The organism is Stenotrophomonas sp. G106K1, from assembly GCF_037969685.1.
Taxonomy (GTDB): Bacteria; Pseudomonadota; Gammaproteobacteria; order Xanthomonadales; family Xanthomonadaceae; genus Stenotrophomonas; species Stenotrophomonas lactitubi.
The window spans coordinates 1-13,755 of sequence record NZ_JBBPFR010000035.1 but is presented as its reverse complement, the minus strand read 5'-3'; the positions used below and the strand labels follow the sequence as shown (position 1 = coordinate 13,755).

The 13,755-nt window shown below is 66.0% G+C and carries 11 protein-coding genes; 6 read left to right on the top strand and 5 right to left on the bottom strand.

The window, feature by feature from the left end; translation table 11 throughout:
• The first annotated feature begins 10 nt into the window (after positions 1 to 10).
• Complete coding sequence (gene mazG / locus WKB25_RS20235; RefSeq protein WP_340572645.1) at positions 11 to 847, top strand: nucleoside triphosphate pyrophosphohydrolase; 837 nt, start codon at positions 11 to 13, stop codon at positions 845 to 847.
• Positions 844 to 1,170, top strand: a complete 327-nt coding sequence (locus WKB25_RS20230) for a YnfA family protein (protein WP_340572644.1) — start codon at positions 844 to 846, stop codon at positions 1,168 to 1,170. The genes mazG and WKB25_RS20230 overlap by 4 nt, the downstream gene beginning before the upstream one ends.
• Before the next feature lie 18 nt (positions 1,171 to 1,188).
• Here the strand turns inward: WKB25_RS20230 and WKB25_RS20225 are convergent, their stop codons facing one another.
• The 5 genes from WKB25_RS20225 to WKB25_RS20205 are packed head-to-tail and all read right to left on the bottom strand — an operon-like array spanning position 1,189 to position 8,173.
• Positions 1,189 to 2,373, bottom strand: a complete 1,185-nt coding sequence (locus WKB25_RS20225) for a GDSL-type esterase/lipase family protein (protein WP_340572643.1) — start codon at positions 2,371 to 2,373, stop codon at positions 1,189 to 1,191.
• A gap of 14 nt (positions 2,374 to 2,387) precedes the next feature.
• Complete coding sequence (locus WKB25_RS20220; protein WP_340572642.1) at positions 2,388 to 3,140, bottom strand: glucose 1-dehydrogenase; 753 nt, start codon at positions 3,138 to 3,140, stop codon at positions 2,388 to 2,390.
• Between the two features lie 46 nt (positions 3,141 to 3,186).
• On the bottom strand, positions 3,187 to 4,491 hold the full coding sequence (locus WKB25_RS20215) for an MFS transporter (RefSeq protein WP_340572641.1): 1,305 nt from the start codon (positions 4,489 to 4,491) through the stop codon (positions 3,187 to 3,189).
• Positions 4,488 to 6,737: an oligoalginate lyase gene (locus WKB25_RS20210; protein WP_340572640.1), complete on the bottom strand. Its 2,250-nt coding sequence runs from the start codon at positions 6,735 to 6,737 to the stop codon at positions 4,488 to 4,490. The genes WKB25_RS20215 and WKB25_RS20210 overlap by 4 nt, the downstream gene beginning before the upstream one ends.
• Complete coding sequence (locus WKB25_RS20205; RefSeq protein WP_340572639.1) at positions 6,734 to 8,173, bottom strand: polysaccharide lyase 6 family protein; 1,440 nt, start codon at positions 8,171 to 8,173, stop codon at positions 6,734 to 6,736. The genes WKB25_RS20210 and WKB25_RS20205 overlap by 4 nt, the downstream gene beginning before the upstream one ends.
• A 243-nt stretch (positions 8,174 to 8,416) precedes the next feature.
• Between WKB25_RS20205 and WKB25_RS20200 the strand changes: the two genes are divergently transcribed.
• The 4 genes from WKB25_RS20200 (at position 8,417) to WKB25_RS20185 (ending at position 13,671) form a co-directional block, all read left to right on the top strand.
• Entirely contained in the window at positions 8,417 to 11,308 is a 2,892-nt protein-coding gene (locus WKB25_RS20200; RefSeq protein ID WP_340572638.1) for a TonB-dependent receptor, read from the top strand.
• A gap of 102 nt (positions 11,309 to 11,410) precedes the next feature.
• Positions 11,411 to 12,154, top strand: a complete 744-nt coding sequence (locus WKB25_RS20195) for a FadR/GntR family transcriptional regulator (RefSeq protein WP_340572637.1) — start codon at positions 11,411 to 11,413, stop codon at positions 12,152 to 12,154.
• A gap of 121 nt (positions 12,155 to 12,275) precedes the next feature.
• Positions 12,276 to 13,235 (top strand): SPFH domain-containing protein, encoded by a 960-nt coding sequence (locus WKB25_RS20190; RefSeq protein ID WP_025877782.1) that lies wholly within the window; start codon positions 12,276 to 12,278, stop codon positions 13,233 to 13,235.
• 1 nt (position 13,236) lies between these two features.
• Positions 13,237 to 13,671 carry an NfeD family protein gene (locus tag WKB25_RS20185; protein ID WP_105164521.1) on the top strand — a complete coding sequence of 145 codons (435 nt, stop codon included), beginning with the start codon at positions 13,237 to 13,239 and terminating at the stop codon, positions 13,669 to 13,671.
• The last annotated feature ends 84 nt before the right edge of the window (positions 13,672 to 13,755 follow it).

Genomic DNA, 13,755 nt, shown 5'->3' with positions numbered 1-13,755 from the left:
GGAGAAACGCATGAGCACGCACGACCCCCCTGCCACCGGCGACGCCAGCGCGGAGCTGGAGCGCCTGCTGGCCATCATGGCGCGCCTGCGCGACCCACAGGGCGGTTGTCCCTGGGACCTGGAGCAGAACTTTGCGACCATCGCGCCCTATACGATCGAAGAGGCCTATGAAGTGGCCGATGCGATCGATCGGGGCGATCTTGACGACCTCTGCGATGAACTGGGTGACCTGCTGCTGCAGGTCGTGTTCCATGCGCGCATGGCCGAAGAGCAGGGCGCGTTTGCTTTCGCCGAGGTCGCGCGCGCGATCAGCGACAAGATGCAGCGGCGCCATCCGCATGTGTTCGCCGACGTCAGCGTCGACGATGCTGATGGCGTGATGCGCAACTGGGACGCGATCAAGCGTGCCGAGCGCGCTGCCAAGGGTGAGCAGGACACCTCGGCGCTTGCAGGCATCTCGCGTGGCCTGCCGGAATGGCAGCGGGCGGTGAAGCTGCAGTCGCGCGCGGCCAAGGTCGGGTTCGATTGGCCCGGCCCGCTGCCGGTGCTGGACAAGGCGGCCGAGGAGCTGCAGGAACTGCGCGAAGAGTTCGAGCGCGGCGACATTGCCGGCAACAAGGCGCGCCTGCAGGAAGAACTGGGTGATCTGCTGTTTGTCTGCGCCAACCTGGCGCGGCATGCGGACATCGATCTGGGCGCGGCGCTGCGTGGGGCCAACCACAAGTTCGAACGTCGCTTCCGTTCGATGGAGGCGCAGGCCGAGGCACAAGGCGGTTCGCTGGCTGCACTCGATCTGGATGCGCAGGAAGCGCTCTGGCAGCACGCCAAGGCTGCGGAAAAAGCGTGAAAACGCTGGGTCTGTTCCTGCTGACCGCACTGGCCGAGATCGTCGGCTGTTACCTGCCATGGCTGTGGCTGCGCAAGGGCGGCAGCATCTGGCTGCTGCTGCCGGCGGCGGCAAGCCTGGCGTTGTTCGCCTGGCTGCTGACCCTGCACCCGACCGCCAGCGGCCGCGTTTACGCAGCGTATGGTGGCGTGTACATCGGCACGGCGCTGTTCTGGCTGTGGCTGGTTGACGGCATACGTCCCAGCCGCTGGGACATGCTGGGTGCTGCACTCTGCCTTGCCGGCATGGCGGTGATCATGTCCGGGCCGCGGCAGTCGGGGTAAGCCGGTGCGGGGTCGTTCTCAACGCGTGTTGCAGCCGAGCATCGCCAGGTCGATCGAGTCGGCCATGCGCCGGTAGCCCTCGTCGTTCGGGTGCAGATGATCGCGGGTGATGTTCGCCGGCAATGATTCGGGCTGGTCCGGATCACGCAGCGCCGCATCGAAATCCACCACGCCGTCGAAGCCGGTGTCCTGGCCACGCGCCCACTGGTTGATCGCGGTCCGGGTGGCGGCCGATACCGGTTCGTAGCGCTCCGAATCGCCGAAGGGCGTCAGTGTGCCGAGGTGAGCGCGGATGCCATGCGCGTGCAGCCGTGCGGCCACCTGGCGGTAGCCCAGCAGCATGTCCGCCGCGCTGCGCCCCGGCAGGGGCTGTGCGCCGCCACCGTGGCGGATGTCATTGATGCCTTCGAACAGGATCACCTGGTCGGCGTCGGCCACCGCGATCACGTCGCGATCCAGCCGCGACAGCGCGCTGTGGCTGCGGCCATGGTCCAGCAGCTTGTTGCCGCTGATGCCCTGGTTGAGCACCACGAAGCGGTCCGGGCAGGCCTGCTGCAGACGCTGGCCCAACCGCTCGGGCCATTGGTTGAAGGAGCCACGCGAGGCCGTCGCACCTTCGGTGATGGAATCACCCAGGGCAACGATCACCTGCGGACGATCCGCGCGCTGCACCAGCACGGCCGAGAACACATTCTGCTGGTAGCCCACGCGCACGCTGTCGGCCACCGCATCCTGCTTGCCGTCGGCCACACGCACCACGGTGCGGCGCACCGCAGGGCGGGTGGGCTGAGGGAAATACGCAGTCACGCTGATCTCCTGCAGGGCCGCGAGCTGCAATGGCAGCGCATCACTCAGCAGCGCTGCACCCACCGGTACGTCGATGGACACGCGTCCATCGACGGTGACCGGCAGTGCTGCCGCCTTGCCATCCTTCAGGCGCACCCGTACGTCCTGCACATGCAGCGGCGTGGTGCCCAGCTCGTTGCTGATGCGCAGCCGCAGCGCATCGCCCTTGCTGCCCAGGCGCATGTCCTGGCGCACGGTCTGCGCGGCGAACTGTACCGGCGCATCGGCGCTGCCATCCTTGCGGTCAGGTGCGGGCGAGGCGGTCCAGGCGGTGACCCAGACCGGTGCGGCCAGCGCCACGGGGGCAGCCACGGCGCTGCCGATGGCCAGGGAAAGCAGGGTGATCCAGCGCTGCATGGGCTTCGGTCCGGTCAGGAGAAGTAGGTGCCGCCGTTGACGTCCAGATTGGCGCCGGTGATGAACGCTGCCGCGTCCGACGCCAGGTACACCGCCGCATCGGCGGCTTCGTCCGGCTGGCCCTGGCGACGCAGCGGCGTCGCGCCGGCCACCGCCGTGCGCACTTCCGGCTTGGTGAATTCATCATGGAAGCGCGTCGCGATCATGCCGCAGCACAGCGCATTCACGCGGATGCCCTTCGGCCCCAGCTCCTTGGCCATGGCCCGGGTAAAGGTCATCACGCCGGCCTTGGCGGTGGCATAGATCGCCGCGCCGGGGCCACCGCCATCGCGACCGGCCTGCGAGGCGAAGTTCACGATCGCTGCACCTTCGCCCATGTGCGGTACCACGGCGTGGGTGGTCAGGTAGGTGGAGGTCAGGTTGAGGTCGATGACCTTGTGGAAGAACGCCGGATCGATGTCGGCCAGCGGACGACGCTCGACCATGCCGCCGGCCACGTTCACCAGCACATCGATGCGCTGGCCGAATGCCGCCTGGGTTGCTGCGACCAGACCGGCCACCGCGGCCGGATCGGTGACGTCGGCGCGATGGGCGATGGCCTGGCCACCGGCGGCCTTGATCAGCGCCAGCGTTTCCTGTGCGCTGGCTTCGTCGTTGGCGTAGTTGAGGCAGACGCGTGCACCGGCCGCAGCCAGCTTGATCGAGACGGCACGGCCAATATCACGGCCACCACCGGTGACGATGGCCACCTTGTCCTGGAACGACATGCGGGAAACTCCTTGGTTTGTGGGGGAATGCGAGGGAAAGGGGGGCTCAACCGTCGTTTCGGTCGAGCTTGTGGATCGGTCCGGTCCACCACCACAGCGCCACCAGCGATAGCGGCACCAGTGCGGCAACGAGGATGAAGATCGGTGCGTAGGAATGGCGGGTCAGCACCGGCACCAGCCAGGTGGTGATCAACGTGCCGGCCACTGCGGCCAGGCCGCCGAGACCGGCCAACGTGCCGACCGAGCGGCCGTCGAACAGATCGCCGGGCAGGGTCTGGATGTTGCCGATGGCGATCTGGAAACCGAACAGCACTGCAGCAATCGCCAGCACCGCATACAGCGGCTGGTTGGCCAGTACCGCACCGAGCAGGGCCGGTGCCATGATCACGCAGCCCAGCGAAATCGACAGCTTGCGTGCGCGGTCCACGCCATGGCCGGCATTGATCAGCCGCCCCGACAGCCAACCACCGCTGAGGCTGCCCAGCATGGCGCCGACGAACGGCACCCAGGCGAACAGGCCGATCTGCTTGATGTCGAAGCCGAAGGTCTCGGCCAGATAGATCGGCAGCCACGATACGAACAGCCACCAGATCGGATCCAGCAGGAAACGGCAGGCGAGCATGCCCCAGCTCTGCCGATGGGCCAGCAGCGATCGCACGCTGACCCTGGGCGCATCCGCGCGCTGCTGGCCGGTCTGGTCTTCCATGATCAGGCGTCGCTCGGCGTCACTCACCCACGGGTGCTTGTCCGGGCCGGCGCGATAGACGAACAGCCACGGCAGCAGCCACAGGAAGCCAAGCGCACCGACCAGCACGAAGGTGCCGCGCCAGCCCAGCCACAGGTACAGGCCGGCGATGGCCGGTGCCGAAACGATGGCGCCAATGGACGCACCTGCGTTGAAGATGCCCTGTGCGAGGGCGCGCTCACGCGCGGGGAACCATTCGGCATTGGCTTTCACCGCGCCGGGCCAGGCACCGGCTTCGCTGATGCCCAGCATCGCCCGCACCACGCTGAAGGACAGCACGGAGTGGGTGACCGAATGCAGCGCGATCGAGATCGACCACACACTGATCGACAAGGCGAACCCCAGCCGCGTCCCGATCATGTCGAACAGGCGCCCGAACAGGAACTGGCCAGCGGCATAGAACAGCATGAACACCGTCACCAGCAGCGCGTAGTCGTCCTTGGTCGCGCCGACCTCCTTGGCGATCTCCGGCCACATCACCGCCAGCGCATTGCGGTCGATGTAGTTGATCACCGTGGCCACCGCGATCAGGCCGACGATCAGCCAGCGCACGGCCGAGCGCACTGGCACCTTGCGCAGCGTGGCCACAGCCGAGGGGCCGTTCATCGCGCGTCACCCTTGCTGCGGTCCATGCGCGCATGGCTGCCGCTCCAGCGGTAGGCATGGCCATCCACGGTGACGCTGTGTTCGCCCGTTGCGTTGCTGTCGTCGGCCACGCCCAGTGCGATGCGTGCACCGCTGGCCAGGCGCAGCTCGAGCACCTCGGCATCCTTGCCGCGCGTGCGGATGATCTGCTTGATGCGGCTGTCGGCGCCGTGCACGTACTCGGCGGTGCCGTTGTATTCGCCATGCGGCTCCAGCACGCTGAAGAAGGTCACATCCTTTTGTCCTTCCACGCGCTGCAGCAGTGCCGGTTCGCGGCGCAGGTTGAATTCGGGATCGTTGGCGCCGCTTTCCACCAGCAACGCCTGCGATGGCGCACTGCTGCCGAAGTGATAGGTGTAGAAACGCCCGTCGAGCAGCCATGCCAGCGTGCGCGGTTCACTGCCGGCCTTGCTGCGTGCGTCCAGCCACAGGTGCTGGTAGCCGTTGTCGCTGCCGATCACCGGGCGCTGGGTGGGGAAATGCTCGGCCTCGAAACCGGTGGTGACGATATGGCCGTTGAAGTGCAGTGGCAGGTCGTAGCGTGCAGCCTTGTCGCCGTGCACCTGCAGCAGGTCCAGCACCACCGGCAGGCCCAGTTCGGGGTGGCGCAGCAGTGCCTGGGTGCGGGTGAAGACCACGCCCGGGTAAGCATCGCGCATCGTCGCCGAAGCGATCTGGGTATCGGCGTCGGCCTGGAAGAAACGCACCGTGGGTGCATGTTCCTCACCGCGCTTCCAGTCACCCTTGAAGTGGCTCTGCTCGTTCACCACCAGGGTGTTGTGGGCCACGGTCTGCTTGGCCCAGCTGCGGTTCTCGGTCAGGTAGATGCCACCACGCTTGGCTTCCACGTTGAGGAAGCGTGCTGCGCCGTAGTCGGTCACCACGGCATTGCCGTTGTCGTAGAACAACCAGTTGAGCTTGTCGAAGTGCCCATGGCCCATGCCCTGCATGGTGTCCTTCTGCACCAGCGCCTGGCCGCGTTCGCCGCCCATGCGCAGGATCGCCAGACCACCGCGCTCACCATCCGGGCCATCGCGCAGCAGCATCGGCCGGTAGTCGAACGGTTTGGCCTTGTTGGCCGCCAATGCCTGCGCCACCTGCAGGCCTTCCGGTGACAGCAGCAGGCGTTTCTGCTGCTGCGCGACCGACAGCAGACGATCATCGCCGGCCTGCGCATAGGCGATGCCGATGCCCGCCACCAGCTCTTCGGTGTCGATGCCCTTGTCCAGGATCGCATCGTTGATCGGGAAGAACAGGCCGTCGTAGCTGGTCTGCACAAGCACGTCCACCGCCTTCAGCAGCACGCCGTTGCGGCGCGCGAAGATCTTCCGCTGCGGCTCGTTGCGCTCGATCGCGTTGGCGAACAGCAGGAACGGCGCCAGTGCATAGCGCTGGTAGTAGGGGCCTTCCTCGTAATAGCCATCGGGCGAGAACAGCAGGTCGATCTGCCGCAGGAAGCCGAACTGGTCATCCTTGCGGCTGCCGCGCAGCGATTTTTCCACCAGATCCGGATCGCGCAGCACGTAGCCGGTCATGCCGGTGGCCGCCACCGCCCAGGTGGCGTGGTTGTGGATCTGGTCGTAGTTCTTCGGCTCGCTGGCCAGGAACTCTGCCATCGGCCGGAACACCTGCGATTCGATGATCTGCCGATCCTGTGGCGACAGGGCATCGCGGATCGCGTCGTAGCCCTGGATGGCGTTGACCAGCCAGACCGAATCGTTGAGCACCTGCCAGAACACCCGGCCGGGAATCTGCCCGCGTCCTTCCGGATGTGGGCCGAGGGTGGGGTAGAGCTTGGCGTACTGCAGCAGCATGTCGCGCGAATAGGTGACATAGGTCTTGTCGCCGGTCAGCCGGTACAGGGTGCCGGCGGCCAGCAGCGCCTGGTAGTTGCGCTTGTGCTGTTCATGGGTGCGACCGCCGCCCTTGTCCTTCGGCACCGGCACGTCGATGCCGGCCTTCATCATTTTCTGCAGCGATTTCTGCGTACGCGCCTGCTCCTTGGCGAACCACGGATAGCGGCTGCCCTCGCTGGCCATCTGCTGCCACTGTGCAGCGGTTACCAGTACCGGCGCGGTATCGCCTTGTCGCGCAGCCGCGGCAGGTGCGGCGTGCAGCGGTGCGGTCGGCATCAGGGCGAAGGGAGCGGCCAGGGCCAGGGCGAGCGCCAAGCGGTGGGAACACAGGGACAGTGGCTGCAACCTCATCGATCAACTCCAGTGTTGGTGCGTGACAGGGCAACCTCGCCCACCTTGGGATACCAGTCCACCCCCGTTTGTTCGCGCGGGGTCATCGCCAGCGACGGATCGGCGCCGATGGCGGGCAGCGGCGTTGCCGGCACCCACAGGCCGCTGGCGGCCTGCTGCAGGGCGATGCTGGCGCTGCTCACCCCGCCCGGGAATACACTGCTGGCCTGTGGCGACTGCACGTTGTTGCTGAAGGCGATGCCGGCCAGCGAGCTGGCCGCATTCGGCGGGTTCTTGCTGGTGCGGTTGACGATCAGGTTGCCGCTGAAGTGGCTGTTGCTGGCCGCGACCACGATCCCCTTGGCCTCGTCATGGCCCACGCCGAAGCTGATCTTCGCCACGTCGACAAAGGTGTTGCGGCTGATGGTCGCGTTGACCACCGGCGCATAGCCGGACAACGGCGGATTGGCCTGTGCATCCATCACCGCCAGCGCCGAACGGTTGCTGGAGCCGGCCAGCCGTTCGAAGTAGTTGTTGCTGACGGTCTGGTCGGCATTGATGATGCGCACGCCGCCGGTGCCGGCCTTGTCGTCGCCGAGGAAGAGGTTGTCGATCACCCGGTTGCCGTTGCCATGGCGCAGGGTCAGCGCGCCGGCCGAACGATAGAACACGTTGCCGCGGAAGGTGTTGCCGCCGGACTTGTTGGAGACGATCTCGGTCTCGCCATCGCAGCCCTCGAACCAGTTGTTCTCGACAGTGCTGTTGGAATCGCTGAGCGAGGTGTCGCTGGTGCCGACGCGGATCGTTTCGCCGCCATTGACGCCCAGCGCCGGGCGCGGGCCGAACCAGTTGTGGTCGATGCGGTGCTGGTTGTCCAGGCCCTGGGTGGCATCGCGCACCACCACCACCGTCGGGCCGGCATTGGTCTTGCCGCGCAGCTGGCTGTGGTCGAGGCGGTTGTTGCTGCCGTACAGCGACACCCAGTAGTCCTGGTCGCCGCCATCGGGGTTGCTGTAGTCGTCGATGACCAGCCCGGTGACGCGGCTGTGGCTGGCCACCGCCTTGCTCGACTCGCGGAAGGCCACCACCGCGTCGCCCGGGGTGTAGCCGTTGCGGAACACCAGGTTGGAGACCTGCAGGTAGCTGCCGGCCAGGCGCAGATCCGACGCCCCGCTGAGTATCACCTTGCCCGGCGTCTGCGCGCGCAGCACGATCGGCGCGGCGGCCGTGCCCTGGCCCTTCAGCAGCAGGCGCGCGTCGGTCCAGGTGCCATCGGCCAGCACGATCTCATCGCCAGGCTGCAGGGCGGCAGCGGCGGTGGCGAACTCGCTGACGTCGTGGACGAGCCAGCTGGCAGCCTTTGCCGGCGAACTGGTCAGGCATGTTGCCAGTCCAATTGCCAGGCAGTATGCAAGCGTAGGTTTAGAAAGGCGGTGCGAAGTCGACTGAGTGCGCATGAAGTCCTTCCAGAGATGGCGATGCCGCGGTTTCAGAGTGGGTGTGCATACCACTTGTTGGGTGTGTTGTAAGCCACGTTGCGCGCAAAGTCATGCTGCATCAGCACATGAAATGGCAGGCAACAGGTCTGAATCAAAGGTATTACGAAAAATCCAGTCCAGTTGGTTGACATTTCTGTGTCGGCGTGTCGAAGCTGCGTCCCACGCCTACCGTCCGGGCGATCCTTTGGGAGGAGGAAAACCATGCGGCAACCTGCCGGAGCTGTACGTCGTACACCGTTGTCACCCACACCGCTGATCGTGGCACTGCTCGCTGCGCTGGCCGCTTCGCCGGCCGTGCAGGCGCAGTCTGCCGCTACCGGTTCCGGGCAGGACGCCACCACCCTGGACCAGGTCCAGGTCACCGGCATCCGCGAGTCGATGCAGAGCTCGATCAACAAGAAGCGCGACGACACGGTGATCGCCGATGTGTTGTCGGCCGATGACATCGGCGACCTGCCCGCGCCGTCGCTGGCCGATGCGATCGAAACGCTGACCGGCGCCGCTTCGACCCGTGACAAGACCGGCGCTTCGGAAATCTCGATCCGTGGCCTTGGCGCATTCCTCAGCAGCACAAACTTCAATGGCCGCGAGATCACCAACGGCAGCGGCGACCGCTCGGTGAACTTCAACATGTTCCCGGCCGAGCTGATCAATACGGTGGCGATCTACAAGACCCAGCGTGCCGACATCATCGAAGGCGGTGTCGCCGGCACCATCGGCCTGGAGACGGTCAAGCCGCTGGAGTACGGCAAGCGCTCGGCGCAGATCGACCTGCGTGGCAGCTGGGCCGAGTATGACAAGAAGTACCGCGACGACGATGGCATCGGCTATCGCGGTACCGCCAGCTACATCGACCAGTTCGAATTCGGCAACGGCCAGAAGCTCGGCATCTCATTGGGCATCCAACGCCTGGAAGGCACCGATCCGGAGGAGAGCATCACCAGCGGCTCAACCTGGTATGCCTGCGATGGCAGGCAGAACGTGGCCAATGCCAACTGCAATGAAGTCAGCGCACAGGCGATCGCCAACGGTGCGCCGTACTACCTGGTGCCAAGCAGCCGCATCTATCGCCTGAAGCAGGAACGCAATGATCGCCAGAGCGAATTCGCGGCGATCCAGTGGCGGCCCAACGACGTGGTGGAGGTCAACCTCGATTTCGAGCATACCGAACGCAACTGGGACGAGAACCGCAGCGACCTGAGCCTGTCCAACGCACGTCGCGGCATCACCCAGCGCGACGTGGACGAGGACGGCATCGTCCGCCACCTGCATGGCAGCACCTCCATCGATTCGACCTCCAACCGCTACTGGCGTGGCGAGGAGTACACCGGTGGCGGCCTCAACCTGATCCTGCGCCCGAGCCCGGCCTGGGAGCTGTCCACCGATCTTTCCTATTCGCATACCAACCGCCTGGACAGCGAGCGCATGACCCGGCTGCGCGCCAACCAGCGCGACGTCAACAACGCCATCGTGCCGGGCATCAGCAGTGGCGCCACCGGCTATGTCGACTACGACTGGGACTGGCATGGTGAGGTGCCGAGCGTGGCGCTGGCGCCGAACTTCGACCCGAACAACTGGGATGCCTACACCGGTGCGGCAAGGGTGACCTCCAGCGCTACCGAGAACGACCACAAGATCAAGGCTGGCCGCTTCGATGCCAGCTTCATGCCCGAGTCCGGTTTCTTCACCCGCATCAAGGGCGGCGTGCGCGCCAGCCAGGCCGACTACCGCCTGCGCGACAACACCCTGGTGACCGACTACGACCAGCGCGTTGCGGCCGACAAGGCGAAGATCATTGCCGCCAACCGTGCCTGCCGTGCACCGTTCCCGCAGGATGACTTCATGGATGCGGCCAGCGGCAACACGATCTCATCGTGGGCGTACTTCGACCCGAGTTGCCTCTACGCGTCCTTCCGCGGCACCAGCGACAGCGGCCTGGACCCGGATTTCCAGGATCCGAACAACGTCGATGTGACCGAGAAAACCCGCGCGCTGTACCTGATGGGCGAGTTCAGCAGCACGCTGTTCGGGCTGCCGGTCACCGGTAATGTCGGCTTGCGCTGGGTCAAGACCGATGTGCGCTCGGAAGGTGTGCGCACCGACCTGACGATCATCGACAACGGCGACGGCACGATCCGCCTGCAGCCCACGGGTGATTTCACCACCCAGGTGTTCAAGTCGGGCAACGACAAGCTGCTGCCAAGCCTGAATGCCGCTTTCGAGCTGAAGCCGGACCTGCTGCTGCGGGTGGGTGCTTACCGGGCGATGTCACGCCCGGACATCGCCGCACTCGGCGCCGGCCGCACCATCAATGTCAGCAGTGATGCCACCTATACCGGCCTGGCCGACGCGCTGGACGACATCAGTGCCAGCGGCAATCCGGCCGCACAGCCGTTGATGTCCTGGAACGGTGACGTCTCGCTGGAGTGGTATGCGAACCCGGACACGTTGCTGGCCGGTGCGGTGTACTGGAAGCAGTTCAACGGCGGCACCGCCACCGCGCTGGTGCCGGAAACCTACACCATCAACGGACAGACGGTGACCGTGCCGGTGCGCCAGCAGGTGACTACCGACGAGGACAGCACCCTGACCGGTATCGAGCTCAGTGCCACCCACCGGTTCTCGTACCTGCCCAAGCCGTTCGACGGCCTCGGCTTCAAGGTCAGCTACAACTATGCCGACGCCGACTACCAGACCCAGGATTCACGGTTGGGCGAGCAGGTGGCCGCCGATGGATCGATCATCCCGGCCATCGTGCCACCGGCCGGCCTGAGCGGCTTCTCACGGCACGTGCTGTCCGGTTCCCTCTACTGGGATGTGGGCCGCTTCAACATCCAGGCCATCGGCAAGTTCCGTTCGCACTATTACCAGGACTTCACCGGCAATACTGCGCAGCAGAACCGCTATTACGATGACAACACCAGCGTCGACCTGCGCCTGCGTTACCGGGTGAACAAGCAGCTGTCGCTGTCGCTGGAACTGATGAACCTGACCAACGAACCGCGTGTGGCATACCAGCCGCTTTACGGGAATTTCCGCGAGGTGGTGAGCTACGGGCGGCGCGCGTATTTCGGTGTACGATACAAGTTCTGAACAGGGCGGCGCGGCCAATGGTCGCGCCGTCGCTCCAACCGGACCCGCACCGTGCCCGGTGGCCGGGGACGGGCCCGGAGGGAACCGCCAAGGGTCAGCCGCATGTCCGCCAACCGTCTCTACCAGACCATCGCCGCCAAGCTCCGCAAGCTGATTGAAGATGGTGAATATCCGTCGGGTTCGCGCCTGCCGGGCGAACGTGAACTTGCCGAACGCTTCGGCGTCAGCCGGGTCACCATCCGTGAGGCGGAAATCGCCCTGGAAGCGCAGGGCTGGATCGCGATCCGCATCGGCTCGGGTGTCTATGTGAAGCCGCGCCCGGCACAGGCTGCCGGCGGGCTGCCCGATATCAGCGCCTTCGACCTGACCGCGGCGCGCGCCGTGTTCGAGGCAGAAGCAGCCGCGCTGGCGGCAAGCAATATCGATGAGGCCGGCATCGCCGAACTGCAGGTGCTGGCCGAAGCACTGTGCCGGCGTGACCTCAGCGATGAAGAGGCCGGCGATTACGACCGCCGCTTCCACCTGGCCATCGCCCGCCTGTCGGGCAATCCGGTGGTCGAGTATTTCGTGCAGCAGATCTGGCGCATGCGCAGCGAGCTGCCGCGGGTGACCGAGGTGTACGCCCGGGTGTGTCATGACGATGGCGCCAGCCGCGCTGACGAGCACATGGCGATCTTCGAAGGTCTGCGTGCGCGTGATCCGGTCGCGGCACGCAATGCGATGCGGCATCACTTCCAGCGCCTGTTCGAGGCGATGCTGGAGGCGACCGAAAGCCAGGCGCTGGCCGAGATCCGCCGGCAGACCCAGCAGGACCGCGAGCGCTTCCTGGCCACGACCCGGATCTGACCGGGTTCATCCTGTAAAGCCGGGCCACGCTCGGCTGCTTTCCGTTGGAACGTCCCGCACCCGCACTGCCTGCATCCGCGCGCTATGCTGGGCTCCGGACGTCTCCCATAAGGAAAGCGCGATGTTCCCGACCATGTTCTTCAGCGCGGTACTGGCCTTCGTGGCCGTGGTCATCCTGTTCAAGGCGGTGCGGATGGTGCCGCAGGGTTATGAATGGACCGTCGAGCGGTTCGGCCGTTACACCCACACGATGTCGCCCGGCCTGCATTTCCTGATCCCGATCGTCTACGGGGTGGGACGCAAGGTGAACATGATGGAGCAGGTGCTGGACGTGCCCGGCCAGGAAGTGATCACCAAGGACAACGCGGCCGTGCGTGTCGATGGCGTGGTGTTCTTCCAGGTACTGGACGCGGCCAAGGCGGCCTACGAGGTGTCCGTGCTGGAAGTGGCGATGATCGCCCTGGTGCAGACCAACATCCGTACCGTGATCGGCTCGATGGACCTGGATGAATCACTCAGCCAGCGCGAGGTGATCAATGCCAAGCTGCTCAGCGTGGTCGACCATGCAACCAACCCCTGGGGCGTGAAGGTCAACCGCATCGAGATCCGCGACATCCAGCCGCCGCGCGACCTGCTTGATGCGATGGCACGGCAGATGAAGGCCGAGCGCGAGAAGCGCGCGCAGATCCTCGAGGCCGAAGGTTCGCGCCAGTCCGAGATCCTGCGTGCCGAAGGCGAGAAGCAGGCCACGGTGCTGGAAGCGGAGGGGCGGCGCGAGGCCGCGTTCCGCGATGCCGAAGCCCGCGAGCGCCTGGCCGAAGCCGAAGCCAAGGCGACCCAGGTGGTGTCGGCGGCGATCGCCGACGGTGACGTCCAGGCCATCAACTACTTCATCGCACAGAAGTATGTGGAAGCGTTCAAGGAACTGGCCACGTCGCCGAACCAGAAGCTGGTGCTGATGCCGATGGAGGCCAGCGGCGTGATTGGTTCGATCGCCGGCGTGGCCGAGCTCGCCAAGCAGGCCCTGTCCAACCAGGAAACCCGGCCGCCGGCGAAGCGGCCGCCGCCGATTGGAGGCTGACATGCGCTGGGAAGTCGTTGCCTGGGGTGCGTTGGCGTTGCTGCTGTTCGCCGCCGAAGCGCTGGCGCCCGGCGCGTTCATGCTGTGGATCGGCATCGGCGCGGCGGCGGTGTTCGCGCTGGTGGCGGTGTTCGCCGATATTCCGGTGCTGTGGCAGGTGGTCGCCTTCGTGGTGCTGAGCGTGCTGTCGATCCAGTGCTACCGGCACTGGGGCAAGCCGCGTGCGCGGCAGAGCGATGCGCCGCTGCTGAACCGTCGCGCTGAACAACTGGTCGGGCGGGTGGTGCCATTGCAGCAGGCCATCGTCGGCGGGCAGGGCAGGGTCAGCATCGACGATGCGTCGTGGCAGGTGAGTGGGCCGGAGCTGCCGGCCGGCACGCTGGTACGGGTGGTGGCGGTGCAGGGCAGCGCGCTGGTGGTCGAAGCGGTGGCCTAGGGTTTCCAGCCAACGGCGCAGCCCCTCGTGGAGGGTCGCTGAAAGCAGATGCTGGGTTGGGTTGGGTCGGGGGGGGGGGGGGGG